Source organism: Pseudomonas migulae NBRC 103157, from assembly GCF_002091715.1.
GTDB lineage: Bacteria > Pseudomonadota > Gammaproteobacteria > Pseudomonadales > Pseudomonadaceae > Aquipseudomonas > Aquipseudomonas migulae_A.
On sequence record NZ_BDAG01000002.1, the window covers coordinates 18,432 to 42,120 of the forward strand.

Consider the following 23,689-nt stretch of genomic DNA (forward strand, 5'->3'; position numbering starts at 1 on the left):
CGTACGCCCACAGAAACTGCCCCGGAAGAATGCGTTCAACCGCCGAAAGGAACGTCTCGATCAGTGACCTGAAATGATCAAGCTCCCCTTCCTGTATCTGCCATGGCGTGGACGATACCGAACCAGAATGGATGACGCATAGAGCAACACCAAAGATGTCGCTCGATACTCATTTGTCGCTCCAAACAGCGGCAACGTAAGCGCTTGTCTTTTAAATGGACTGTGATGCCCGGTCCCGCGTATTTACGCAAAATGTGGCTATCGACTTGCCGGTATCGGCTTTTTCACCCTAGCCCCCCTCCCTACAGTGTGTACGACTTCAACGGCGAGCAGTGCTCGCCCCGTTCAGGAACCGTGCATGCCCAGCCTGTCTTTGCGTATCGAAAGGATCGACCTGCTCACGCCTCACATTCGTCGCATGATCCTGGTCGATGACGCCGGCCACACCCTGCCCGGTTTCACCCCGGGTGCTCATATCGAAGTGCAGATACCAGGCAGCAAACCCAAGTGGCGTGCTTACTCGCTGGTCAGCCTGCCTGAACACCCTCACTACGAGATCGCGGTGCAACTGGAAGACCAGAGCAGCGGTGGTTCGCGCTGGATGCACGAGGTGCAAGTCGGTCAGCAACTGGTGGTCCGCGCGCCCAACAACCATTTTCCTTTGGTGGCTAATGCCAGTGACTACCTGCTGATCGCGGGAGGAATAGGCATCACCCCAATGCTTGGCATGGCCCGCTCGCTCGCGGCCAGTCAGCAGCCGTTCACTTTGCACTATGCCGGTCGCGACGCAGGCCGCATGGCGTATCTGGAAGAGGTCCAGGCGCTCGGCACCGCCCGATGCTGGATCAGCGGCGGCGACCCGGCGCGACGCCTGCCCCTGAACAGCCTGCTGGATTCGCCTATCAACGGACGCCAGCTTTATGTGTGCGGCCCCAAGTCATTGATCAGCAACGTGCTGCAAACGGCTCGCGCACTGGGCTGGGACGACAGCCAACTGCACAGCGAATTGTTCATCGGCAGCCTCGACGCCGAGACCGAAGCCGGTTTTGAAGTGGAACTGCGCGCCAGTGGCGTAACGCTCCAGGTGCCCGCGGGCAAAAGCGTACTGGACGCAATGATAGAAGCTGAGCTGGACCCGATGTTCGATTGCCGTCGGGGTGACTGTGGGGTGTGCGTGGCCCAAGTGCTCGAAGGCACCGCTGACCACCGCGATATTTGTCTGTCGGAGCGCGAACGGGCTGACGGCAGCTTCTGCACCTGTGTATCCCGCGCCTCCAGCGCTCGCCTGGTGCTCGATTTGTAAGTGCGTTGTCGTACCACGCACCTCTTTATGGCTGGTTAAAAGGAGACATCATGATTCCCTCGAACGAACAGATCGCGGCCCTGATCCGCGACGACAGCGTGCACAAAAGCGTTTACACCGACCCTCAACTGTTTGATCTGGAAATGCAGCGAATCTATGGTCAGGCATGGATCTACGTCGGCCATGAAAGCCAGGTCAAAAACGTCGGTGACTACCACACCACACGTATCGGCGATCAGGACGTGATTCTGGTTCGCGGTGCCGATAAAAACGTCAATGTGCTCTACAACCGTTGCCCGCACAAAGGCGCCAAGCTGGTGGCCGAAGGCGACGGCAATGTCGGCAAGTTCTTCCGCTGCCCTTACCACGCCTGGACCTTCAAACTTGACGGCCAGCACCTTTCGGCACCGTTGAAGAACGGCTTCGAAGGCACCTGTTTCAACCCCCGGCACCCGGACTTTTCAATGGTGAGCCTGGCGCGGGTCGACAGCTATCGAGGCTTCGTGTTCGCCAGCCAGATCGATCATGGTCCAGACCTGAAAAGCTTTCTCGGCGGCGTGATCACCTCCATCGACAATCTCTGCGATCGCTCGCCGGTGGGTGAAGTCGAAGTGGCCGGCGGCATTTTTCGAGTCATGCAGCGCTCCAACTGGAAAGTCTTCTACGAAAATCTCCACGACACCATGCACGCTCGCGTCACGCATGAGTCCTCGGTGGACGCGGCCCGCAGCGAAGCCGAGTCCTTGGGAGAAATGCCTTTCGAACTGCTGATCATGGACGGCAACGGCGAGCCCTACGATTTCTGGGAAAAGCTCGAACTGCGTGCCTACAACAATGGACATGGCTACATGGAAGCGATCTTCGATCCGGCAGCCGCCGAGCGCGACGATGTGTCCAAGGCCCACTTCGAATGCCTGAGCGATGCCTATGGCGAAGAACGCGCCCGAGCCATCATGGGAATGAATCGTCACAACACTGTGATCTACGGCAGCGGCTCGCCCCACACCGTGTTCATGCAGTTCCGGGTGATCCGGCCGATGGCCGTCGACCGCACCCTGGTGGAAATCCAGACGTTCCGCTGCAAAGGCGCTCCGGATGCCGTATTTGATCGGGCGCTGACGTACGCCAACGTCATCAACTCACCCTCCTCCAACGTCATGCCCGACGACGTCGAAGTCTATGCCCGCTGCCAGGAGGGCAACATGACCCGCGGTGGTGAATGGATCAGCATGCATCGTTATGTCGGCACCGACCGGTTGCTGCCCGATGGCGCGGTCTCGACCAATGGCACGAGCGAGCTGCCGATGCGCAACCAGTTCGCCGCCTGGAAGCACTACATGACCGCCACCCTGATCGCCAAGGAGAGCACCCATGCTGCTTGATCGCACTTTCGACGTCTCGACTCACGCCCTGATCCCGGCCCAGGTACCCAGCGAAACCTTGCGCGAGATCGAGCAGTTTCTCTATCGCGAAGCACGCCTGCTGGATGAGCGCCGCTTCTGGGAGTGGGACCAACTGTTTACCGATGCGGGCATGTATTGGGTGCCGCACCAGCATGGGCAGGTCGACCCTTTCGAACACATTTCGCTGTTCTGGGAAAACCGCATGTTGCGCGAAGTGCGCATCCGCCGGGTAGAGAACGTGCGTAACTGGTCGCAACAACCACCGACCCGCACGGCTCACCTGGTGGGCAATGTGATGGTCGAAGGACTCGACAGCCAAGGGCTGCTGGTGGTGAGCGCGACGTTCCAGGTCAGCGAATGGCGTCTTGAACAACGCCAGTTGGCCGGGCGCTACACCTACAAGCTGGCCAGTCAGGACAGCGGCGGCTGGAAAATCCAGCTCAAGCGGGTTGACCTGATCAATTGCAACGATGTGTTCGCCAACCTTGAGGTCTTTGTCTGATGGGGCGCCCGACCGTATTGGCCCTGCATTATCAGAATGACGTGTTGCATCCTGACGGCCGCATCCGGGTCGGGCTCGCAGCCGATGATCCGGCACGTGACGCCGTGCTGGACGCCGCCATCAGGCTGCAGCAAGGCGCCCGCGCACGGGGCTGGCCGATCATTCATGTGCGCGTGGCGTATCGCCCGGACTATGCCGACCTGGTACAGAACGCGCCGATCCTGCGCGCCGTCGCGGCCAGCGGTGCCGTCCAGGAAGGCACCTGGGGCGCGCAGTTCCATGACGCGTTGCAACCGCTGGAAGGCCCGGACGAATTCGTCATCACTCATACCCGCATCAACGCATTTTACGGCACACCGCTGGGCACCCTGTTGCGCCAGCTTGAAACACGACAGTTGCTGATCGCCGGCGTCGCCACCCACTCGGTGGTGGAAAGCACGGTACGGCATGCCGTCGATTGCGGCTTCGAGGTGACGGTGCTGGCCGACGCCTGCGCCGCCGCCCGCCCCGCGACTCATCTGGCGGCGCTGGACAGCATGCGGTTGATCGCCACCGTCACGGATGTTGCAAGCACCCTGGAGTCAATGCCATGAAGTCCATTCCCACTGCCAACCTGCAAGGTCAGGTGGCGATCGTCACGGGCAGCACCCAGGGCCTGGGGACTGACATTGCTCGTCAACTGCTAAACGCCGGTGCCTGCGTCATGCTGGTCGGCCGCAACCGCGACATGGGGGCGGCACTGGCCAGCGAGTTGGGTGAACGCTGTCGCTTTGTCGCCTGCAATGTAGAGCTGGACGAGGATATCGATGACTGTATCGACACCACGCTGGCCGCCTTCGGCCGTCTCGACATTCTGGTCAACAACGCCTGTGTCTACGACGATCAGGGGCTACAGTCAGACCGCGCGCAATGGTTGAACACCCTCAACATCAACCTGGTGTCGGCGGCCATTTTCGTACAGAAAGCCACGCCGCACATGAGTGAAGGCGGCACCGTGATCAACATCGGCAGCACCGGCGGCAAGTTTGGCGCAGCCGGGCGAGCCCTGTACCCGGCGTCCAAGGCCGGTTTGCTGCAACTGACCCGAAACCTTGCGGTGAGCCTGGCACCGGCTTCGATCCGGGTCATCAGCGTCTCGCCGGCCTGGACCTGGTCGCCGTCGGTGGCGAACCTGAGCGGCGGCGACCTTGCCGTGGCCGACCGCGTGGGGGCCACCTTTCACCCGCTTGGGCGCGTCGGGCGCGGCGAGGAGATCGGCCATGTGGTCGCCTTCCTGTGCAGCCATGGGGCGTCCTGGATTACCGGGGTAGACATTCCGGTGGACGGCGGTTTTTCGATCCTCGGCCCCGATCAGGGGCTCTCGCCCCGGGTGTGGTTCGAGCGCTTGCGTGACCCGGTCTGAATCGCTTCGCCTATTGAGCACCGCCAACAAAACCTGATGAAGAGTCGATAACGAGGTAATACCATGGGCAAGATAATCACCGTAAAAGCCAGCGACGGCAGCGGCAGTTTCGCCGGTTACCTGGCGCTGCCCGCCAGCGGCAAAGGTCCCGGCGTGGTAATAGGCCAGGAAATCTTCGGCATCAACGCCAACATGCGCGAAGTGGCCGATTTTTACGCCGAGGAAGGGTATGTCGCCTTGGTGCCGGACCTGTTCTGGCGCCTGGAACCGGGCGTAGACCTGGGGTACACCGAGGCCGACTTCGCCCGTGCCATCGAGCTGTTCCAGCGCATGGACGTGGACAAGGCTGTCGATGACATCGACGCCAGTTTCAGGGCACTCAGCGATTTGCCCGAAGTCGAGGACGTCGGTTTCGGCTATGTGGGTTTCTGCATGGGCGGCAAGCTGGCCTACCTGACGGCGACGAGAACCGACGCCGCCTGCTCGGTGGGCTATTACGGCATGGGCATTGAACAGTTGCTCGACGAAGCCGACAACATCAAAGGCCGCCTGGTGCTGCACTTCGCCGAACAGGATGGCTACTGCGATGCCAATGCCCGAACGCTGATCAGTCAGCGCCTGGGCGGCCGCAGCAACGTCGAGATTTACACCTACCCCGACGTCGACCATGCCTTCGCCCGCAACGGTGGCATGCACTACAACAAGCCGGCTGCGTTGATGGCCCATCAACGCAGCATCGCCGCACTCAAACAAGCCATCGGCCCGAACTACAACCTGTCCGAACTGTGGGAAAAGCACATCGAATTCGAGTTTGCCGTCCGCGATGTCCCGGCGACCATGGCGACCATGGTTGCCGAACCGTACGTCAACCACATTCCGACCATGACCGGTGGCGTGGGCTACCGCGAACTGAGCCGCTTCTACCAGAACCATTTCGTCCACGCCAATCCGCCGGACATGAAGCTGGTGCCCATCTCGCGCACTGTCGGGGCCTCGCAGATCGTCGACGAGTTCGTGATGTGTTTCACCCACACCAGTGAAATCGACTGGATGCTGCCCAACGTCGCGCCGACCGGTCAATACGTCGAAATACCGATGCTCGGGGTCATCAAGTTCCGGGGCGACAAGCTGTGTCACGAACATATTTACTGGGACCAGGCCAGCGTTCTGGTGCAGATCGGCCTGCTCGACCCCACCGGGTTGCCCGTGGCCGGTATTGAAACGGCGAAGAAACTGCTCGACGAACAACGGCCGTCCAATACGCTGATGGGCAAATGGGCGGACAGCGCCGAACAGTAATCGAACACTGCACCCTGTAGAGCGAGCTCGCGATGGACTTGAGGGCGACGCGTTTAACCCGACAACACGCGTTAACGTTAACGTCCATCGCGAGCAAGCTCGCTCCTGCAAGGGTCAGCATTCGCAGCCGTCTGATGCGGCAGTTCGCCAAAGCGTTCACGGTAATAACGGGCGAAACGCCCGAGATGACCAAAGCCATGTTCCAGGGCGACTTCAGTAATGCTCACGTCGCAACGACCGAGCAAACGATCGCGCACCGCTTCAAGCCGCAGGTTGCGCAACCGTTCCATGGGTGTTTGTCCGTAACAGCGCTGGCACAGGGTGTTGAGGCTGCGCTCGCTCATGCCCGCCGCAGCGGCCAGTTCGCCCAGGGAAAGTGCGTCCCCCAGGCGACTGCGCATCAAGTCTTCGATCTTGTGCAACTGTCGCAAGGCCTGACGCTGTGCTGGCGTCTCAACGACCGCTATCGGTGCCCCGTCGACTTTCGGTGGGTGGGTCAGCAGGAATAGCGGCAGGCTTTCTTCCAGATGTCGCAACCAGTGAGCATGCACCGGCTCGCCCTCGCTGGCCCCCAGCTGCTCAAGCAAATCATCGACCAGGCGCAACCAGCCACGCGCCTGACCGGTGTCGAGCCGGTAGGCGGGTGGCAAGCTGAAATCGGCGGCCAGCCCTCCTTCGTCCACCAGCCGTTCCTGCATCAGCCTCAACAAGGAGCGCGGCACCTTGAGCAGCAATTGTTCGCAGCCACGGTGCCAGACCAGTCGGGCCTGGCGATTGGGCGCGAGCACCGCCACTTGCCCCTCCTCCAACTCCAGCGCCAGCCCGTCGCACTCGATGCTGGCCCGCCCGCGCAATGGCATCTGCATCAATACGAAATCGGTAAAAGGCCGTGGCCGCACCTCAACCTCGGCACCGTAACGCAGGACAAACAATTGGCAACGTCCCACTTCAGCGCGGAAAAACGCGGTGTCGACATTGCCAGTGCGCCAGCTCAAGTCGTGTTCGACCAACTCACGCGCGAGCAGCCGATGACTTTCCTGCCGCGAGCGGCTGGTGAAGACCGGCGTCTGGCACAGCCTCGACAGATCAAGCCCCGCACCAGCGCCAGGCATAGGGTGAACCGATAGCGCAGCCATGGCTCAAAGCGACCGGTTTCGGCGAGCTTCGTTACGTTGCAGGGTGGTACTCGGTGTTTCATCGAACAGCTTGCGATACTCGCTGGAGAACCGGCCCAGGTGGGTAAACCCCCACCCCATGGCAATCACCGAGATATTGCGCGCCGAATTGTCCTCGAGGATTTCCTGGCGCACGGCACCCAGCCGGTGCTTCTTCAGATACGCCATCGGCGACATGCCAAAGTATTTCTTGAAACCTTCGAACAGCTTGAACCGCGACACACCGGAAATCGCCTCAATGTCTTCCAGGTGCAGCGCTTCGCGGGCATTTTCGTGGATGTACTGCTTGGCTCGAATCAGGTAGTGCGGCAGTTTGACGCCGAGCACATTGCGCAACTCATCGGAGTAGTTGTTCGGCTGGGCGAGGATCAAGCCCTTGATCAGCGAGCTCTCGATGTCGCGAGTGAAAAACGTCTGGTCATACAACTCGCGGCTGCGCTCCAGCTCGCCGATAAAGTAGCGAGCCATGCGCCACCACGACGCGGAGGACCCGTTGACGGCGTCCATCACCGGCTCGAAACGCAAGGGGGTTTCCAATGGCCGCTGCAGCATGTCTTCAAGGGACTTGCGCATGGCCGCACGGGTGATGACGACCTGGATCTTGCGGCAATCGCCGTTGATCGACAGCTCCTGGTTTTCGTGGGGCGACACGATGACTGCGCTGTCGCGATCGGACGTCACCTGACAGCCCTGCTTGCTTAAGTGTTGTTCGCCGACGAGGGGCAGACTGAGGCTGTAGCTGTTCAGGTGTTCGGCGTCTTCGATGCCGACCGTGACGTCGGTGCCGTACCCGATCACCCCCAGTGTCGTGGACATGGATTTGAGCACATTGCCACTGTGATGGAACTGAATGCGGTTGGGGTAGCTGGTCTTGAGCAGATGCGGCCCACAGATTCCGGCCATCCACTGCCGGGCACCATTGAGGTCATAACGCTCGATACGAATGTCACGAACATGTACATCAGGACTTGTACTCATCACGGGGCACCCACGGCTGTTTTATGAACGCGCTCTGACGGCACGCCTCTGATAGAAAGAGCAATCTTCATGCCGCGTGCCTCCCTCCGGGGGCCGGCCGAAATATGCGGATAACATTCACCGATTAATCGGATAAGGACAGTGCATCGCCAGAGCCGTCAATCCCCGTGAACGTCTTTCTCACGCCGTAAACACAAGTAGGGCGCTGCAAAAAAGAGCAGGCACCCACCGGTCGGCACAATAGGCATGCATTGAACACCAGGCGTGATTGGGTATTACCTGCCCAGATGAGCAGGCAGGTGTTACCCCCTGGAATTGTTGACGCGCAGGAGACCGAAATCTCGTTCGGAGGGTGCGGGTCGCTTACCAGAATTTCCAGGTGTAGGTGGTGATAAGACGGTTTTCGTCGAAGTCATTACCATGGCGGAATTTGACGTTGATGTTGCGCAGTTCGACGCCAAGGTTCTTCAGCGGACCTTCTTGAACCACATAGGACAGATAGATATTGCGCTCCGACTCGCTGTTGTCGCTGAGGGCGCCGCGATCGATGTCGGTGCCGCGCATGTAACGCGTCATCAGTTTCAAGCCAGGCATACCCACGCCAGCGAAATCGAAGTCATACCGCGCCTGCCAGGATTTTTCGTTGGGTTTGACGAAGGCGATGGCGGACCAGTTCACGAGGTAGGGCTGCGGCGCGTAGCCGTTAAGGGTCGGGAACGTGCTGTCGCCGAGCATCCGTTGATAACCCAGGCCAAAGGAGTGGGCACCTTTGCGCAGGGTAGTCATGGCGCCATAGGAGCGGTTATCAATGCGGCCGTACAGGGCGTCGCCATCTTCCTTGTTGTTGAAATAGCGCAAATCGGTTTTCAGAGCGTAGCCGCCACCCAGGTCTGCCAGGTAGGTGGCACCCAGGTAATGCTGACGGTAGATGTCTTCCAGTTGCCCGTAGAAATAGGTCCCGGTCAGCGCCGGCGTGAACGCGTAACTGGCGCCGCCAAAGTTCAAACCGTCGCTGCGGCGCTGCACGTCAGGCCCGTTGAACAAGTACATTTTTTCGCTGTTGGAGGATTCGCGACCGCTGATTTCGGTAAAGCGCCCGCCTGTCAGCGTCAGCTTATCCACCTCTTTGGACTCGATCAGGGTGCCGTGATACGTGGTGACCAGTTGCCGCGAATCGTCGGTGTAGGCCACCGGCAGCGTTGGCCGATGCTCACCGTATTTCAACTCGGTCTTGGAGTAACGCACCTTCGCGGTGTAGCCGCCACGGCCGTAATCGGTCGCTTGTTCTTGCTTGCTGACGCTATAGGGAATGATGCTGTCAGGCCCCCGGCCACCACCGCCGTCGAGCCGGTAGGCGTACTGCATCGAAGCATCCAGGCCAAACTGCAGCGGCCCCTCGGTATAGCCCGAGATGAAGCGCAGGTCGAAGCCTTGGGTCCAGCTGCCAACGCGGGAGTTCTTCGGGTTTTCGCCCTTGAAATCGCGATCGATGTAAAAGTTGCGCAAGCCCAGCCCCAGGTGGCTGTCTTCAACGAAGTCCGCCTGGGCCATCATCGGTGTAATCATTCCGGCCAGGCTGGCCGTCTGCACGCAACGGGTAAACCAACTCGCTTGAAACATAACTTATCCCCTCTTATTCAATGTGCGAACACATCAAGTAGCGGCGTGACCAAAGTGATCACTCCAATCGTTGGCAGTTGTTTCTTTATTAAAATATTCAGCATGAGTCGTTATGGTTGATGTCGCTCCGGCGAGACAGCCGATACGCATCGAGAAGGATTAGGCAGCATTGGCGCCAGAGTCTCTATCCTGTTAATTCGAGACTCATATCCGTTTACTTCGAATTATCAATTCCCCCTCGTTCGCCGTGCCGCTTCCAGCCAGCTATATCTAGGCCAACGCAGATTGGCCAATTTTATGGACTGTGTTTGCCGACAAAGCGGATAGACCCAGGTGCGGGCAACTTATTTAATGCGGACACAAACAACTTATTGAATGCACGAATTAGCCCGATGCAAAGAGGTATCGATTAATGAGCAGTGCAAAAAGCGTCGAACAGTGGAAAAGCTTTATTGAGGGCTGCCTGGACTTCCGGCCAGCGGAAGGCATCTTCCGAATTGCCCGGGATATGTTTACCGAGCCGGATTTGTTTGATCTGGAAATGGAACTGATCTTCGAGAAAAACTGGATCTACGCCTGCCACGAAAGCGAAATCGCCAACAAGCATGATTTCATGACCCTGCGCGCCGGGCGCCAGCCAATGATCATCACCCGCGATGGTGACGGCCAACTCAACGCACTGATCAACGCCTGCCAGCACCGGGGCACGACCCTGACCCGCGTCGGCAAGGGCAACCAGTCGACCTTCACCTGCCCGTTCCACGCATGGTGCTACAAAAGCGATGGTCGCCTGGTCAAGGTCAAGGCCCCCGGTGAATACCCGGAAGGTTTCGACAAAGCCACCCGCGGCCTGAAAAAAGCCCGCATCGAAAGCTACAAAGGGTTTGTGTTTGTCAGCCTCAATGTCGAGGGCACTGACTCGCTGCAAGATTTCCTCGGTGACGCCAAGGTGTTCTTCGACATGATGGTCGCCCAGTCGCCCACCGGTGAGCTGGAAGTGCTGCCGGGCAAGTCCGTCTACACCTACGACGGCAACTGGAAACTGCAGAATGAAAACGGTCTGGACGGTTATCACGTCAGCACCGTGCACTACAACTACGTGGCCACCGTGCAGCATCGCCAGCAGGTCAATACCGAGAAAGGCCTGGTCGGGGCCGATACCCTGGACTACAGCAAGCTCGGCGCTGGCGACAAGGAAACCGACGATGGCTGGTTTGCCTTCCACAACGGCCACAGCGTGCTGTTCAGCGATATGCCCAACCCGGCAGTACGTCCCGGATACAGCACGATCATGCCGCGCCTGCTCGAAGAGTACGGCCAGGGCAAAGCCGAATGGATGATGCACCGGCTGCGCAACCTGAACATCTACCCGAGCATGTTCTTCCTCGACCAGATCAGCTCGCAGCTGCGCATTATTCGTCCGATCGCCTGGAACAAGACCGAGATCAACAGCTTCTGCCTGGGTGTGGTCGGCGAGTCGGATGCCGATCGGGAAAACCGCATTCGTCAGTTCGAAGACTTCTTCAACGTGTCCGGCATGGGCACCCCCGACGACCTGGTGGAATTCCGCGAAGCCCAGCGCGGTTTCCAGGCACGCCTGGAACGCTGGAGCGACATTTCCCGCGGCGTGGGCAAGTGGGTCGAGGGGGCGACGCCCAATAGCGAAACCATCGGCATCTCACCGGCGCTGACCGGCACCGAGTTCACCCATGAAGGCCTCTACGTCAATCAACATGGCAACTGGCAGCGCTTCATGCTCGAAGGTCTGGCGCGCAAAGCCGCCGAAGAGCAACCGTTGAAACTGCGTGAGGTGTGAACATGAATTCGCAACTGCAATACCGCGTCGAACAATTCTTCTACCGCAACGCTGAAGCCTGCGACGGCCAGGACTGGGATACCTACCTGTCGATGTTCAGCGACGACAGCGAGTTCCATCTGCCGCAATGGGACTCGGAACATATCTACACCACCGACCCGAAAAAAGGCATGTCGCTGATTTACTACCCCAATCGTGGCGGCCTCGAAGACCGGGTGTTCCGTATTCGCACCGGCAAGGCGGCTTCGACCATCCCGATGCCGCGCACCCTGCACCTGATCAGCAATGTGCGGATTGCGCCACTGGACAACGATGAGCTGGAGGTGCGGGTCAACTGGCACACCCTCTACTACCGCCTGCAAACCGCCGAGCAGTTCTTCGGTCGCGCCACCTACCGCCTGCGGCCTGATGGCGAGAGCTGGAAAATCAGCCGCAAGCACGTGGTGCTACTCAACGACACGATCAATTCGGTGCTCGATTTTTATCACCTCTGACTGGCGGAAATCTGGATCATGAGTCACAAGGTCGCGTTCAGTTTTGCCGATGGCAAAACCTTGTTCTTCCCGGTACAGAACAATGAAATCCTGCTCGATGCGGCGCTGCGCAACGGCATCAATATCCCGCTCGATTGCCGGGAAGGTGTGTGCGGGACATGTCAGGGGCGCTGCGAGTCGGGCCAGTACAGTCAGGACTATGTCGACGATGAAGCGTTGTCGGCCGACGACCTGCGCCAGCGCAAAATGCTGACCTGCCAGACACGCGTCCAATCCGATGCTGCGTTCTACTTCGACTTCGCCTCCAGCCTGTGCAATGCGCCAGGCCCGGAGCGGCTCAAGGGCATCGTGCGGGCCGTCGAGCAGGTATCGCCGAACACCGCGATCCTCCATCTGGACGCCGGTGCCGATGGCCAGCAACTGGACTTTTTGCCCGGCCAGTACGCGCGACTGCAAGTGCCTGGCACAGACGGCCAGCGCTCCTACTCATTCGCCAACCGCCCCAATGGCAGCAACCAGTTGCAGTTCCTGATCCGGCTGCTGCCCGACGGGCTGATGAGCAATTACATCCGCGAGCGCAGCCTGATCGGCGACGAGATCATGCTCGAAGCCCCCCTCGGCGCCTTTTACCTGCGCCACGTCGACAAGCCGTTAGTGTTTGTCGCCGGCGGCACCGGGCTTTCGGCGTTCCTGGGCATGCTCGATCAACTCGCGGAGCGTGGTGGGTGCGGGCATCCGGTGCATCTGTACTACGGCGTGCGCAATGCCGCCGACCTTTGCGAAACCGCGCGCATCGCGGCCTACGCAGAGCGGATTCCCGGTTTTCGCTTCACCCCGGTCATCAGCGATCCGACCCCGGACTGGAGCGGCAGACGCGGTTACATCACCGAGCATTTCGACCTTGCCGAGTTCCGTGATCAGGACCTGGACATGTACCTCTGCGGCCCGCCGCCGATGGTCGAGTCGATCAAGCAATGGCTGGCCGTCCAGGCCCTGGATCAGACCCGCCTGTACTACGAGAAATTCACCGAAAGCAACACCTGACACTGGAACCCACAGCCAAAACAAATTTCCAGGCACCCGGACATTTTTTACTGCCCTCAACTAACAACTATGTCACGCGCGATGCGGACTTCATTAAAGGCGGCACTATGAAAAAACTACTCGTGGGTACACTGCTGGCGGCCAGCTGCGTGACCAGTCTGCTGGCACAGGCGCAAGACCCGGTGCGTATCGGTTTTATCACCACCCTCTCGACCCCCGCCGGTTACCTGGGCGAAGACTCCCGCGATGGATTCCAGCTGGCCATCGATCAGGAAAACGGCAAGCTCGGCGGTGTGCCAGTGAGCCTCCTGGTCGAGGACGACGGGCTGCAACCGGCGCGCGCCAAACAAATCATCGACCGCATGAGCCTGGACGGCATTTCGCTGTACACCGGCGTGATTTTTTCCAATGTGCTGGCGGCAGTGGTCAACACGGCAACCAAGGACGGCTTCTACATCAGCAACAACACCGGCCCTTCGAGCCTGGCCGGCAAACAGTGCAAGCCCCACTACTTCGTGGCCTCGTACCAGAACGACACGATCCATGAAATGGCCGGTGTCGCGGCCAATGAGCTGGGCTACAAAAAGATGGTCATCCTGGCCCCCAACTACCAGGGCGGACGCGATGCGCTGGAAGGCTTCAAGCGCACGTACAAAGGTGAGGTCACCGAGATCTACACCAAGCTCAACCAGCTGGATTTCTCGGTTGAACTGGCTCGGGTGCGTTCGCTGGCGCCGGATGCGATTTTCGAGTTTCACCCCGGCGGTGCCGGCATCAACTTCGCCAAGCAATACGGCAGCTCGGGCCTGAGCAAAACCATCCCGATGGTAGTGCCCGTGTTCTCCATGGACGAACGCATGCTCGCCGCCACCGGCGATGTGGCCAAAGGCATGAACATCGTGACCTTGTGGAACCCTGGATCTGAAAACCCGGCCAACCAGGCGTTCGTCAAAGCGTTCAGCGAAAAATACAACCGCGTACCAACGGTGTATGCCGCTCAGACCTATGACACGGCGCGACTGATCGGCGCTGCCCTGAAGAGCGTGGGCGGCAACACCAAAGACCCCGCGGCTTTTCGCCAGGCGCTGCGCGACGTCAAGTTCGACTCGATCCGCGGCGATTTCGCCTTCGGCAAAAACCAGCATGCGGTCATCGACTGGTACTTGCTGCGCGTAGAAGCCGACGCCAACGGCAAGCTGGTCCAGGTGCCGGTGCAGACCATCGCCAAGTCGCAAGTGGACAGCTTCGCCGCCGAATGCGCCCTGTGATCCGACCTTTCGGTCTCGTGCCCGGCGGCTTCGACTGCCGGCACTTTTCGTAGGATTCCCCAGCATGCTGTTACTTGAACAAATTCTGAATGGCTTGCAATACAGCGCCTTGCTGTTTTTGCTCGCCTCCGGCCTGACGCTGATCTTCGGCATCATGGGCGTCATCAATCTGGCCCATGGCGCCTTCTACATGGTCGGGGCATTCTGCGCCGCCTACACCGCTTCGCTCAGCGGCTCGTTCTGGCTCGCCGGGCTGGCGGCGGTGATTGGCTCTGCACTGTACGGGCTGCTGATTGAAACCAGCATCATGCGCCGCCTCTACGCCCGCGATCACCTCGACCAGGTGCTGGCCACCCTGGCCGTGGTGTTTTTCACCAACGAGTTGATCACCGTGCTGTTCGGCCGCAGCCCGCCGGCCATGCCGACACCCGAGTGGTACGGCACCTTCGTCGAGGTCCTGCCGGGGTTGATGTACCCGGTCAGCCGCCTGCTGTTCATCGCCGCCGGAGCATTGGTGGCGATTGCCATGTGGCTGCTGATCAACCATACCCGTCTGGGGATGCTGATTCGCGCCGGGGCCGACGATCACGAGATGGTCGGGGCATTGGGTGTGAACATCGCCCGCCTCTACACCCTCGTGTTCGTCTTCGGCTGTGTGCTCTGCGGGCTCGCCGGTTTCATGGCCGCGCCGCTGCTGTCGGTGGAAATCGGCATGGGCGAAAAAGTCCTGATCACCACGTTTGTCGTGATCGTCGTCGGCGGTGTCGGCTCGGTGCGCGGCGCGCTCGCCGGTGCCTTGCTGATCGGCATGGTCGACGGCCTCGGGCGAGCGTACATCCCGCAATTACTCGACCAACTGTTGCCCGCCGAAGTCAGCGGCACCTTGAGTGGCGGGTTGATTTCCGCCAGTGCCTACATCGTCATGGCCGTCGTCCTGCTGGTCCGTCCACGCGGCCTGTTGCCCGCCCGCGCCTGAGGAAAACTACATGTCTCGTCGAGTCCTTATCGATCTGCTCTGCCTGGCGACATTCGCCCTCCTGCCGCTGCTTGCGTCGTGGTTGCACGAACCCTTTCTGGTCAGCCTGTTCACGCGTCTGGCGATCTACGGCATGGCCGCCGCCAGCCTGGACCTGTTGATCGGCTATGGCGCGATGATCAGTTTTGGTCATGCAGCGTTCTTTGGCCTGGGTGGCTACGTAGTCGGCGTCATCGGTTTTCACACCTCCCAGGCCATGCCGTTGTGGGGCTGGGAAGGCTCAAGCAGCGCGCTGATCGTCTGGCCGCTGTCGCTGCTGGTCTGCGCGCTGTTTGCACTGGTGGTCGGCTATCTGTCACTGCGCACCAGCGGCGTGCAGTTCATCATGATTACCCTGGCGTTCGGCCAGATGCTGTATTTCGTCCTCAGCTCGCTGTCACTGTATGGCGGCGACGACGGCATCCTGCTCAACGAACGCAACACGCTGCCGGGCCTCGATCTGGAAAATCCGGTGCAGTTTTACTACCTGTGCCTGGGGTTGTTGGTGGCGTGGCTGCTGTTCTGCCGGCGACTGGTCAACTCGCGCTTCGGTTATGTCCTGCGGGGCCTGAAGCAAAGCGAACGGCGCAGCATCAGCCTGGGCTTGCACCCGCTGCGCTACCGGCTGAGCGCCTTCGTCATCGCCGGGGTTGGCGGTGGCCTGGCCGGTATCTTGTGGGCGAATTACGCAATGTTCGTCAGCCCGGACATGGGCGCTTGGCACAAGTCCGGTGAGTTGATGGCGATGGTCATTCTTGGCGGCGTCGGCACCCTGATCGGACCGGTACTCGGCGCTGCGGTGTACCTGGGACTGGAGCAGGTGTTGAGCCTGTGGACCGAGCACTGGCTGCTGATCTTCGGCCCGCTGCTGCTGGTGGTGGTGCTGTTCGGCAAAAAAGGTTTGTACGGCTTGCTACTCAGCCCGTGGCCCCGCTGGCGCAAGCCCCCGGTGCCGAACGCTCCACCCGCCATTGCCAACAGCGAGGTGCGCTCATGATCCCGCAACTGTCGATCCAGGATCTGGAAAAGACCTTTGGCGCGGTCAAGGCCACCAACGGCGCAAGCTTCAATATTGCCCCGGGGGAACTGCACGCCATCATCGGCCCCAACGGCGCCGGCAAGTCGACACTGATTTCGCAGATCGCCGGGGAGATCCGCCCGGACAAGGGGCGGATCTTCCTCAACGGCCAGGACATTACCGACGTGCCCGCCCATCAACGCCCTCGCCTCGGCCTGGCGCGCGCTTTCCAGGTCAGTCAGTTGTATCCGGAGTTCACCCTGCTGGAAAACGTTGCCATCGCCATCGCTGCCCGGGAAGGCCAGACCTTCGGCATGTGGAAACCCTTGGGTAGTGACAGTCGCCTGCTGGGACCGGCGGCGGACTATCTGCATCGTGTCGGCCTCGCGGCACGGGGCCAGGCGCTGGTCAGCGAGTTGTCCCACGGCGAACGACGGCAACTGGAAATTGCCCTGGCCCTGGCTCAGGAAGCCTCAGTGCTGTTGCTCGACGAACCGATGGCAGGCATGGGCGCCGAGGAATCGGCACGCATGACGCAATTGTTGCTCGAACTCAAGGGCCGCTACGCGATCCTGCTGGTGGAGCACGACATGGACGCCGTGTTCGCCCTGGCGGACCGCATTACCGTATTGGTCTACGGCCAGACCATCCTGACCGGCAGCGTCGAGCAGATTCGCAACGACCCGCAAGTCCGTGCCGCCTACCTGGGAGAAGAACATGCTTGAAGTGTCTGGATTACAGGCCGGCTATGGCCTGAGCCAAGTGCTGTTCGACATGCACTTGAAGATCGAACAGGGCCAGGTCGTGTCGTTGATCGGGCGTAATGGCATGGGCAAGACCACCACGGTCAAGTCGATCATGGGTCTGCTCAAGCCCACCGCTGGCAGTGTCTTGATTCACGGTCGGGAAATGCGCGGCGCTCCACCCTACCGCATCGCCCAGGCCGGCCTGGGACTGGTGCCCGAAGGCCGGCGCGGATTTGGCAGCCTGAGCGTGCGGGAAAACCTGCTGGCCACCGCGACCCGGGGCAAGTGGGACCTGGCGCGGATCTACCAGTTGTTTCCACGGTTGCAGGAGCGCCAGGATCAGTTGTCGAAAACCCTCTCCGGTGGCGAACAGCAGATGATGGTGGTCGCCCGCGCCCTGCTGACCAACCCGCAGTTGTTGATTCTCGACGAGGCGACCGAAGGCCTGGCACCGATCATTCGCGAAACCATCTGGAGTTGCCTGGCGAGCTTGAAAGCCGAAGGCGAGACGATTCTGGTCATCGACAAGAACCTCAAGGAAATGGCGCGGGTGGTCGACTGCCATCACATCATCGAAAAGGGCCGACAGGTTTGGCACGGTACGCCGCTGCAACTGGCCGACACACCGGAATTGTCCCAGCGTTACCTGGGTGTTTGAACACAACGTCAGCAAGCCCGATATCTGATCACCACATCGACCTGCAGGAGCAGGCTTGCTGGCGATGGCGTCCGGTCAGTCGATAGGTTTATCGCCTGACCGGACGCCATCGCCGGCAAGCCCGCTCCTACGGGGGATCGCGTGAGTGTCCGTTAACGGGGCTCATTGCAGCGGTGAAAAGCTCGCCGGCAGGTAGATCGTCGAATGCATGTCGCGCAGTTGCGGACCTGAGTTTTCCGGCGGCCAGACGCCGTCCTGCACAGCACGGGTACGCACGTCCAGACGTTGTTCGAGCGAGGCATAGGGCCAGATGTGCAAGTAGCGCGGCAACTGACCGTCGGTGGCATAGAAGGCGGCATACACCGTCGAGTATTGCGCGCCAGTTCGCGGCCCCACGGCTTTTTCCCAGCCTTTGAGCGTGGGTGCCAACCCCGATGGCACGAGGTCATAGACGCGAAGTTCGTAGAACGGCCCATGTCGCCCGGCAGGCAACGGTTCGATAAAGGGGAACAACGTATAGTTTTCCACGCGCATGTCTGTCAGATACGCCTCGATGCCAAACGCATCGGCACTCGACAGATACCGTTCGCGCTCAGCCTGGCGAGACGCTTCGTCGACAAAACCACGCAACACCGCGATCTGATTCAGCGGGCCGATTTCCGACGCCCAGCAGCCGACCAGTTTGACTGCGGCGTCATCGACGGCCAGGCGCTGCTCCAGACAAGCCATGGCAGTGGCGACGGTGCGCACTCGCACGGTGAACGTAATCAATTCGTACAGCTTCATGACAACCTCGATTCAGGACCAGACAAATGCGTGGATGACCTGCATCCATCACGAAAAAAGCCGACGCAGCCATAACGGCGCGCCGGTTGCGCAACCCGGTCGTGAAGCTGTCGCGATCACACGTCAGCGCCACGCTCAGGACGTTGCCACACCACCGTTGAACACCGGCGACAGCCCCATCAACTCGAGCTTGCGGGTGAACTCACCCAGCCTCTGCAGTTTGTAGGCCTCCAGATCAACGTCCTGGTAATCATAAAAACCCTGACCTTCGCGCAACCCGTTGCGCCCTTGCGCCATGTTCTCGGCAATGACTTTGGGTGGCAGGAAACGCGGATCGATGGCTTCAGCCAGGTAATGCGAGGCATAGAACAGAATGTCGCCGCCGCCCCAGTCGATAAACTCAAGCATCCCCAGCACGGAGAAACGCAGACCGAAACCGACGCGAATCGCGGTGTCGATGTCTTCGGCGCTGGCCACCCCCTCCTCGACCATTCGTGCCGCTTCATTCATCGCCAATGCCTGGATCCTCGGCACGATGTAACCGGCTGCCGGGGAGCATTGCACGGGCACTTTGCCGATGCGTTTGAGCAATGCCATCAGGCGTTGCACCACCTGCGGGCAGGTGTCTTCGCTGCGGCTGACTTCGACCAGCGGCATCAGAAATGCCGGGTTCAGCCAATGGGCATTGACGAAGCGTTGCGGGTGCGTGACCAGTGCCGCCAACTGCGTCACCAGAAAAGTCGACGTCGTTGATGCAATGACCGTTTCATCGCCACACGCGGCACTCAGCCAAGCGAACGTCAGGGCCTTGAGCTCAAGCACTTCAGGCACGGCTTCGAACACGACAGCAGCACTGTGCAAATCGCCGTCACTGCCCTCGCGATCGCTCAAGCGTAAATGGCTCATCGCCTGTTCGACTTGCGCCGGATCGAGTGATCCCAGACGTGCAAGCGTTGCCAGTTCGCCGCGCAAGTGGCCCTCGATCTGGCGGAAGTAGCGGTCCTGCTCCACGGGCTCGCGTTGCTTGATATCGATCAGGGTCACCGGCAGTCCGGCGAACATGAACGCCAAGGCAATGCCCTCGCCCATGCGCCCCGCGCCGACGATACAGATGCGTTGCGGATCGGCGCTCATGCCTGCAATCCCTGGCTCAGGCACTGCGCCATTTCGCTGCGACTCAGTTGATCCAGCCCGAGGTTTTCCAGGGTTCGACCCTCGGCATACAGGTCGATGCCACTGACCACCGTGGCCAGGCTCAACAGGCCTTGGGCGACCGGCGTCGACACGCCGGCCCACCGCCCGACCGACACCAGAAACGACAAGCCCAGCCGTGTGTCTTCGAGCATGTAGCGGTGCTTTTGCAGGTCGATGTCTTCACGCCAGTCACCGCTGTCGGTCAGTTTGCCGTGAGCGCCGCGCCCGTACATCCACTCATCGCCGTCGGTGGCGTAATGATCGGCCAGCGGGAAATGCGGCGCGCCATAGCCCAGTGCTTCACGAACGGCGATACGCTCGGCGTCGAGGGCATTGGTCACGCGACGAATCGAAGGCACGGTCCCTTCGTTGTGAATGTCCCAGGTTTCGAAATGCTCAAGTGGACCCGCGTTCATCAGGATCAACGGCGGATGAATGATCGGCCCGGCATTCATCAGCGCGCCGCTGAGTGCATCCTCGATCGGTTCGACGCTGGGGTACGCCTCGCGCAATACGGCGAACGCCGACTCGCTCAACCGACTCGGAAAAACCCCGGTCGGCAAACGGGTCGCGTAGCCGCTGATCACCACCTGGTTATCGCCATGCTTGCGCGCCAGGTAGGGCAATGTGCCGGTCTCGGCAAACGCCACATCGCTGTGATTCCCCACCTTCGCCATTGCCTCGGCGAACACCATGCTGCCGAACGTCCCCGGCGGCAGGAATACCACTTGCCCGTCGCGCAACAAGGGAGCCAGTTCGCTGGCAAGGGCTGAGTGAGAGGTCGACGGCAAGGCAATGACCAACAGCTCTGCATCGGCCACGGCCTGTGCCAGATCGGCCGTCAAGGTCAGGGCATCCCCGACCTGCCCCAAGCTCAACCGGCGTTCGCCACGGAAGTCGCGCACGAGTAGATGACCGAGGCCTTGCAGTTTTTCCAGCGCGGCACTGTCTCGGCGCCACAAGCGCACCGAATGGCCTTTTTCCGCCAACTCTATCGCTGCCGCGTAGCAACCGTGACCACCGCCGATAACACTGATATTCATGAATGCACTCCTGTAGAAGAGCCTCGATCCTAGCAACGGCCCCGGCGACTCACTGCCCGAAACGCGCAAGCGTCATTCCGATTCTGCAACGCAATAAACGGGTCGAGTGCGACCACAAATGCTCAAGCGCGGCGACGCTCGAACACGCTGTCGCCGTCAAGGTGGTTGAGGTGGGTGCAGCCCATCAGGTTCATGGTCCGCGCCAGTTCTTGCGTCAATACGTCCAGCGCCCGGCCAGCACCGTCCTCACCTGCCACCGCCACGCCGTAAAGGGTGGACCGTCCCAGCAACACGGCATCGGCCCCAAGCGCGAGCGCTTTGACGATGTCGCTGCCACGCCGGATCCCGCCATCCAGCAGCAGGCTGAGTTTGCCTTTCGCCTGGGGCGCGATGGCCGCCAGTGCATCGAGGCTACCGAGGGCTCCGTCCAGTTGGCGGCCGCCGTGATTGGACACCACCACACCGTCTAGCCCGAGGGCGATCGCTCGCTCCACATCGGCCGGATGCAACACACCCTTGAGCAACAACCGCTCGCCCCATCGCTCACGCAGACGTGCGAGCATGTCCCAGTCGAGCAAGGTGTCCATCTGCTTGCCAATGAACGCCATCGAGCCCAAGGGGTTGCGCTCGCTCGGCGGCAAGTAAGGTTCAAGATTGCCCATGCCAGGCAGCCCCGATGGCCACATCACTTGCTTGAGCCAACGCGGGTGACGGACAACGTCAAACTTGTTGCGCCATGTCAGCTGTCGCGGCCTGGCGAAGCTGCGTCGGTCCCACTCGCGATTGCCCAGCACCATCGCATCACAGGTCAACACCAGAGTCCGGCAACCGACAGCGGCGGCGCGCTGCAACAGGCTTTTTTGCACCGCCGGATCGCGCATGGCGTACAGCTGGAACCACAGGTCGACGCCAGGCGCCGCCGCAACAAGGTCTTCAAGAGAAGTGTTGGACGCGGTGCTCAGGCTGAACGGCAAACCACGTGCCGTTGCAGCCCGGGCCAAGTGAATGTCGGCATCGCGGTGCAACAGACCGTTGTAGCCCGTCGGCCCGATCAGCATGGGCATTGACAGCACCTTGCCGAACAACGCGCGGGACGTGTCGGGCGCATGGCAGGGCACCAAGGCTCTGGCGTGCAGGCCATAGGCACTGAACGCGTCGAGATTATCCTTGAGCGTCAGCTCGGCTTCAGCGCCACCGCTGAGGTATTCCCAGACGAAGTAAGGCACGCGTCGCCGGGCCATGTCGGCCAGTTCGGCAATGCTGTGCACACGACTCAAGTCGGAACCGGTATAGAAGCGACGCATAGGTCATCCTCGTAGGGCGGATAAAACCGCTGCGAAAAAAAAGCCCGGAAGGAGCGATCCGGGCGAAGGAAAACCTGTGTTGAAAACCTTTGCCCGATGCGCGGGCAAACCCGGAAGCCGCGAACGGCTCCCGAGGGATTTCAGAACTTCCAGGTGTAGGTGGTGATCAGACGGTTCTCCTGATAGTCCGCACCCGATGCCCTGCCATTGCCATAACGCGTCTTGACGTCAATGCGGCGCCATTCGAAACCCACATCTTTGAGCGGACCGCTTTGCACCACATAGCCAAGCACGATGTTGCGTTCGCTTTCGACGTTTTGGTCGAGGGCATTGTTGCCCCGGTCGATACCCGTACCGCGCATGTAACGCGTCATCAATTTCAGACCCGGCAAACCCATGCCCGCGAAGTTGTAGTCATAACGCAATTGCCAGGAGCTTTCGTTCGGCTTGACGAACGCCACCGTCGACCAGTTCACCAGGTAAGGCTGCGGTGCATAGCCGTTGAGCGTCGGGAATGTCGACTCGCCAAGCATGCGCTGATAGCCGACACCGAATGCATGGGCGCCCTTCTTCAGGGTCGTCATGATCCCGTAGGACTTGTTGTCGATGTCGCCGTACAAAGCCTTGCCGTCTTCGCTGTTATTGAAGTAACGGAGGTCGGTCTTCAAGCCGTAACCGGCCCCCAGATCATGGTTATAAGTCAAACCGAGATAGTGTTGTTTGTAGATATCTTCCAACTGGCCAAAGAAGTAAGTACCGGACAAGTTCGGCGTAAACGCATACGTGGCGCCCCCAAAGTTCAAACCGTCACTGCGACGTTTAACGTTGGGCCCATTGAACAAGTACATCTTCTCGGTATTGGAAGACTCCCGGGAACTGATTTCGGTAAAACGACCACCCGTCAGTGTCAGGTTGTCCACTTCTTTCGATTCGAGCTGCACACCGTGATAGGTGGTGATCAATTGCCGCGAGTCGTCGATGTACGCCACTGGCAACGTCGGGCGAAGTTCACCTATCTTGAGTTCGGTTTTGTTGTAACGAACCTTGCCGGTCAGCGCCGCACGGCCGTAGTCGCGCACTTGTTCGCCCTTGCTCGTGTCGTACGGAATAATGCTGTCCGGACCACGGCCACCGCCGCCGTCCAGGCGATAGGCGTATTGCGCCGAGAGGTCCAGGCCAAACTGCAGCGTGCCTTCGGTGTAACCCGAAATCGCGCGAAAATCGAAGCCTTGAGTCCAACTGCCGATCCGCGATTGCGGCGCATCATGCTGTTTGAAATCGCGGTCGATATAGAAGTTGCGCATCCCCAGACTGACTTGACTGTCGTCTACGAAGTCAGCCTGAGCAACCACAGGCGTGAAGATCCCCATTACGGCCGCAGTGGTGACGCCACGGCTTACCCAGCTCTTCTCGAACATCAAACTTTCCTTCTTTTTTACATGCACGAAGGCACGACGAGTGGAAGCAGATCAATTCAGCAAAAGTGCAACTTTGGCAGTCAATCCGCAGTATTGTTTTTATAACCACTTACTGCAAAAAAGTCGTAACGCAGCCGTTCGCCAGAACAGCGAAAACCGCTTTATAGTTATTTTAAAAACTTGACGATCGTGGAAAGTCTTAT

At 60.1% G+C, this 23,689-nt stretch carries 22 protein-coding genes; 14 read left to right on the top strand and 8 right to left on the bottom strand.

The window, feature by feature from the left end; translation table 11 throughout:
- Window positions 1–358: 358 nt before the first annotated feature.
- The 6 genes from PMI01S_RS02275 to PMI01S_RS02300 all read left to right on the top strand — a co-directional run bounded on the left by PMI01S_RS02275 (window position 359) and on the right by PMI01S_RS02300 (window position 5,909).
- A complete protein-coding gene (locus tag PMI01S_RS02275; protein WP_084317834.1) occupies window positions 359–1,303 on the top strand; it encodes a PDR/VanB family oxidoreductase in 945 nt (314 codons plus the stop codon).
- A 50-nt stretch (window positions 1,304–1,353) separates the two neighbouring features.
- A complete protein-coding gene (locus PMI01S_RS02280) occupies window positions 1,354–2,685 on the top strand; it encodes an aromatic ring-hydroxylating dioxygenase subunit alpha (protein WP_084317835.1) in 1,332 nt (443 codons plus the stop codon).
- A complete protein-coding gene (locus PMI01S_RS02285) occupies window positions 2,675–3,208 on the top strand; it encodes an aromatic-ring-hydroxylating dioxygenase subunit beta (RefSeq protein ID WP_084317836.1) in 534 nt (177 codons plus the stop codon). Before PMI01S_RS02280 ends, PMI01S_RS02285 begins: the two co-directional genes overlap by 11 nt.
- Window positions 3,208–3,801 (top strand): cysteine hydrolase family protein, encoded by a 594-nt coding sequence (locus PMI01S_RS02290; protein WP_084317837.1) that lies wholly within the window; start codon window positions 3,208–3,210, stop codon window positions 3,799–3,801. The genes PMI01S_RS02285 and PMI01S_RS02290 overlap by 1 nt, the downstream gene beginning before the upstream one ends.
- The gene (locus tag PMI01S_RS02295) at window positions 3,798–4,610 is read left to right on the top strand and encodes an SDR family oxidoreductase (protein ID WP_084317838.1); all 813 of its coding nucleotides are present in this window, start codon (window positions 3,798–3,800) and stop codon (window positions 4,608–4,610) included. Before PMI01S_RS02290 ends, PMI01S_RS02295 begins: the two co-directional genes overlap by 4 nt.
- A 63-nt stretch (window positions 4,611–4,673) precedes the next feature.
- Window positions 4,674–5,909, top strand: coding sequence for a dienelactone hydrolase family protein (locus PMI01S_RS02300; RefSeq protein WP_084317839.1), 1,236 nt, complete (start codon window positions 4,674–4,676; stop codon window positions 5,907–5,909).
- 77 nt (window positions 5,910–5,986) lie between these two features.
- Here PMI01S_RS02300 and PMI01S_RS02305 read toward each other — a convergent pair whose 3' ends face one another.
- The 3 genes from PMI01S_RS02305 to PMI01S_RS02315 form a co-directional block, all read right to left on the bottom strand.
- On the bottom strand, window positions 5,987–7,021 hold the full coding sequence (locus PMI01S_RS02305; protein ID WP_084317840.1) for an AraC family transcriptional regulator: 1,035 nt from the start codon (window positions 7,019–7,021) through the stop codon (window positions 5,987–5,989).
- 27 nt (window positions 7,022–7,048) lie between these two features.
- On the bottom strand, window positions 7,049–8,062 hold the full coding sequence (locus PMI01S_RS02310) for an AraC family transcriptional regulator (RefSeq protein WP_174602645.1): 1,014 nt from the start codon (window positions 8,060–8,062) through the stop codon (window positions 7,049–7,051).
- A gap of 363 nt (window positions 8,063–8,425) precedes the next feature.
- Window positions 8,426–9,682 (bottom strand): OprD family porin, encoded by a 1,257-nt coding sequence (locus PMI01S_RS02315; RefSeq protein ID WP_084317842.1) that lies wholly within the window; start codon window positions 9,680–9,682, stop codon window positions 8,426–8,428.
- A gap of 412 nt (window positions 9,683–10,094) precedes the next feature.
- Between PMI01S_RS02315 and antA the strand changes: the two genes are divergently transcribed.
- The 8 genes from antA to PMI01S_RS02355 all read left to right on the top strand — a co-directional run bounded on the left by antA (window position 10,095) and on the right by PMI01S_RS02355 (window position 17,741).
- Window positions 10,095–11,498 carry an anthranilate 1,2-dioxygenase large subunit gene (gene antA / locus PMI01S_RS02320; protein ID WP_084317843.1) on the top strand — a complete coding sequence of 468 codons (1,404 nt, stop codon included), beginning with the start codon at window positions 10,095–10,097 and terminating at the stop codon, window positions 11,496–11,498.
- A gap of 2 nt (window positions 11,499–11,500) precedes the next feature.
- Window positions 11,501–11,992 carry an anthranilate 1,2-dioxygenase small subunit gene (antB, locus tag PMI01S_RS02325; RefSeq protein WP_084317844.1) on the top strand — a complete coding sequence of 164 codons (492 nt, stop codon included), beginning with the start codon at window positions 11,501–11,503 and terminating at the stop codon, window positions 11,990–11,992.
- Window positions 11,993–12,010: 18 nt separating this feature from the next.
- Window positions 12,011–13,036 (top strand): anthranilate 1,2-dioxygenase electron transfer component AntC, encoded by a 1,026-nt coding sequence (antC, locus tag PMI01S_RS02330; RefSeq protein ID WP_084317845.1) that lies wholly within the window; start codon window positions 12,011–12,013, stop codon window positions 13,034–13,036.
- A 107-nt stretch (window positions 13,037–13,143) separates the two neighbouring features.
- A complete protein-coding gene (locus PMI01S_RS02335) occupies window positions 13,144–14,304 on the top strand; it encodes an ABC transporter substrate-binding protein (RefSeq protein ID WP_084317846.1) in 1,161 nt (386 codons plus the stop codon).
- Window positions 14,305–14,368: 64 nt separating this feature from the next.
- On the top strand, window positions 14,369–15,280 hold the full coding sequence (locus PMI01S_RS02340) for a branched-chain amino acid ABC transporter permease (RefSeq protein WP_084317847.1): 912 nt from the start codon (window positions 14,369–14,371) through the stop codon (window positions 15,278–15,280).
- A gap of 10 nt (window positions 15,281–15,290) precedes the next feature.
- Window positions 15,291–16,316, top strand: a complete 1,026-nt coding sequence (locus tag PMI01S_RS02345) for a branched-chain amino acid ABC transporter permease (RefSeq protein WP_084317848.1) — start codon at window positions 15,291–15,293, stop codon at window positions 16,314–16,316.
- A complete protein-coding gene (locus PMI01S_RS02350) occupies window positions 16,313–17,062 on the top strand; it encodes an ABC transporter ATP-binding protein (RefSeq protein WP_084317849.1) in 750 nt (249 codons plus the stop codon). Before PMI01S_RS02345 ends, PMI01S_RS02350 begins: the two co-directional genes overlap by 4 nt.
- Window positions 17,055–17,741, top strand: a complete 687-nt coding sequence (locus PMI01S_RS02355) for an ABC transporter ATP-binding protein (protein WP_084317850.1) — start codon at window positions 17,055–17,057, stop codon at window positions 17,739–17,741. Before PMI01S_RS02350 ends, PMI01S_RS02355 begins: the two co-directional genes overlap by 8 nt.
- A gap of 162 nt (window positions 17,742–17,903) precedes the next feature.
- On the opposite strand, the gene PMI01S_RS02360 is transcribed toward PMI01S_RS02355, so the two are convergent.
- From PMI01S_RS02360 to PMI01S_RS02380, 5 genes are all read right to left on the bottom strand, one after another.
- Window positions 17,904–18,527: an NIPSNAP family protein gene (locus PMI01S_RS02360; RefSeq protein ID WP_084317851.1), complete on the bottom strand. Its 624-nt coding sequence runs from the start codon at window positions 18,525–18,527 to the stop codon at window positions 17,904–17,906.
- A 135-nt stretch (window positions 18,528–18,662) separates the two neighbouring features.
- Window positions 18,663–19,661 (bottom strand): 3-hydroxybutyryl-CoA dehydrogenase, encoded by a 999-nt coding sequence (locus tag PMI01S_RS02365; RefSeq protein ID WP_084317852.1) that lies wholly within the window; start codon window positions 19,659–19,661, stop codon window positions 18,663–18,665.
- Window positions 19,658–20,764 (bottom strand): NAD/NADP-dependent octopine/nopaline dehydrogenase family protein, encoded by a 1,107-nt coding sequence (locus PMI01S_RS02370; protein ID WP_084317853.1) that lies wholly within the window; start codon window positions 20,762–20,764, stop codon window positions 19,658–19,660. Before PMI01S_RS02370 ends, PMI01S_RS02365 begins: the two co-directional genes overlap by 4 nt.
- Before the next feature lie 122 nt (window positions 20,765–20,886).
- Window positions 20,887–22,068 carry an alpha-hydroxy acid oxidase gene (locus PMI01S_RS02375; RefSeq protein ID WP_084317854.1) on the bottom strand — a complete coding sequence of 394 codons (1,182 nt, stop codon included), beginning with the start codon at window positions 22,066–22,068 and terminating at the stop codon, window positions 20,887–20,889.
- Between the two features lie 140 nt (window positions 22,069–22,208).
- Entirely contained in the window at window positions 22,209–23,486 is a 1,278-nt protein-coding gene (locus tag PMI01S_RS02380) for an OprD family porin (protein WP_084317855.1), read from the bottom strand.
- Window positions 23,487–23,689: the final 203 nt, after the last annotated feature.

What these genes read in the sequence shown, in the direction of transcription:
- PMI01S_RS02275 (WP_084317834.1), top strand. Translation starts at nt 359, where the DNA reads ATGCCCAGCCTGTCTTTGCGTATCGAAAGGATCGACCTGCTCACGCCT.
- PMI01S_RS02280 (WP_084317835.1), top strand. Translation starts at nt 1,354, where the DNA reads ATGATTCCCTCGAACGAACAGATCGCGGCCCTGATCCGCGACGACAGC.
- PMI01S_RS02285 (WP_084317836.1), top strand. Translation starts at nt 2,675, where the DNA reads ATGCTGCTTGATCGCACTTTCGACGTCTCGACTCACGCCCTGATCCCG.
- PMI01S_RS02290 (WP_084317837.1), top strand. Translation starts at nt 3,208, where the DNA reads ATGGGGCGCCCGACCGTATTGGCCCTGCATTATCAGAATGACGTGTTG.
- PMI01S_RS02295 (WP_084317838.1), top strand. Translation starts at nt 3,798, where the DNA reads ATGAAGTCCATTCCCACTGCCAACCTGCAAGGTCAGGTGGCGATCGTC.
- PMI01S_RS02300 (WP_084317839.1), top strand. Translation starts at nt 4,674, where the DNA reads ATGGGCAAGATAATCACCGTAAAAGCCAGCGACGGCAGCGGCAGTTTC.
- PMI01S_RS02305 (WP_084317840.1), bottom strand. Translation starts at nt 7,021, where the DNA reads ATGCCTGGCGCTGGTGCGGGGCTTGATCTGTCGAGGCTGTGCCAGACG.
- PMI01S_RS02310 (WP_174602645.1), bottom strand. Translation starts at nt 8,062, where the DNA reads ATGAGTACAAGTCCTGATGTACATGTTCGTGACATTCGTATCGAGCGT.
- PMI01S_RS02315 (WP_084317842.1), bottom strand. Translation starts at nt 9,682, where the DNA reads ATGTTTCAAGCGAGTTGGTTTACCCGTTGCGTGCAGACGGCCAGCCTG.
- antA (WP_084317843.1), top strand. Translation starts at nt 10,095, where the DNA reads ATGAGCAGTGCAAAAAGCGTCGAACAGTGGAAAAGCTTTATTGAGGGC.
- antB (WP_084317844.1), top strand. Translation starts at nt 11,501, where the DNA reads ATGAATTCGCAACTGCAATACCGCGTCGAACAATTCTTCTACCGCAAC.
- antC (WP_084317845.1), top strand. Translation starts at nt 12,011, where the DNA reads ATGAGTCACAAGGTCGCGTTCAGTTTTGCCGATGGCAAAACCTTGTTC.
- PMI01S_RS02335 (WP_084317846.1), top strand. Translation starts at nt 13,144, where the DNA reads ATGAAAAAACTACTCGTGGGTACACTGCTGGCGGCCAGCTGCGTGACC.
- PMI01S_RS02340 (WP_084317847.1), top strand. Translation starts at nt 14,369, where the DNA reads ATGCTGTTACTTGAACAAATTCTGAATGGCTTGCAATACAGCGCCTTG.
- PMI01S_RS02345 (WP_084317848.1), top strand. Translation starts at nt 15,291, where the DNA reads ATGTCTCGTCGAGTCCTTATCGATCTGCTCTGCCTGGCGACATTCGCC.
- PMI01S_RS02350 (WP_084317849.1), top strand. Translation starts at nt 16,313, where the DNA reads ATGATCCCGCAACTGTCGATCCAGGATCTGGAAAAGACCTTTGGCGCG.
- PMI01S_RS02355 (WP_084317850.1), top strand. Translation starts at nt 17,055, where the DNA reads ATGCTTGAAGTGTCTGGATTACAGGCCGGCTATGGCCTGAGCCAAGTG.
- PMI01S_RS02360 (WP_084317851.1), bottom strand. Translation starts at nt 18,527, where the DNA reads ATGAAGCTGTACGAATTGATTACGTTCACCGTGCGAGTGCGCACCGTC.
- PMI01S_RS02365 (WP_084317852.1), bottom strand. Translation starts at nt 19,661, where the DNA reads ATGAGCGCCGATCCGCAACGCATCTGTATCGTCGGCGCGGGGCGCATG.
- PMI01S_RS02370 (WP_084317853.1), bottom strand. Translation starts at nt 20,764, where the DNA reads ATGAATATCAGTGTTATCGGCGGTGGTCACGGTTGCTACGCGGCAGCG.
- PMI01S_RS02375 (WP_084317854.1), bottom strand. Translation starts at nt 22,068, where the DNA reads ATGCGTCGCTTCTATACCGGTTCCGACTTGAGTCGTGTGCACAGCATT.
- PMI01S_RS02380 (WP_084317855.1), bottom strand. Translation starts at nt 23,486, where the DNA reads ATGTTCGAGAAGAGCTGGGTAAGCCGTGGCGTCACCACTGCGGCCGTA.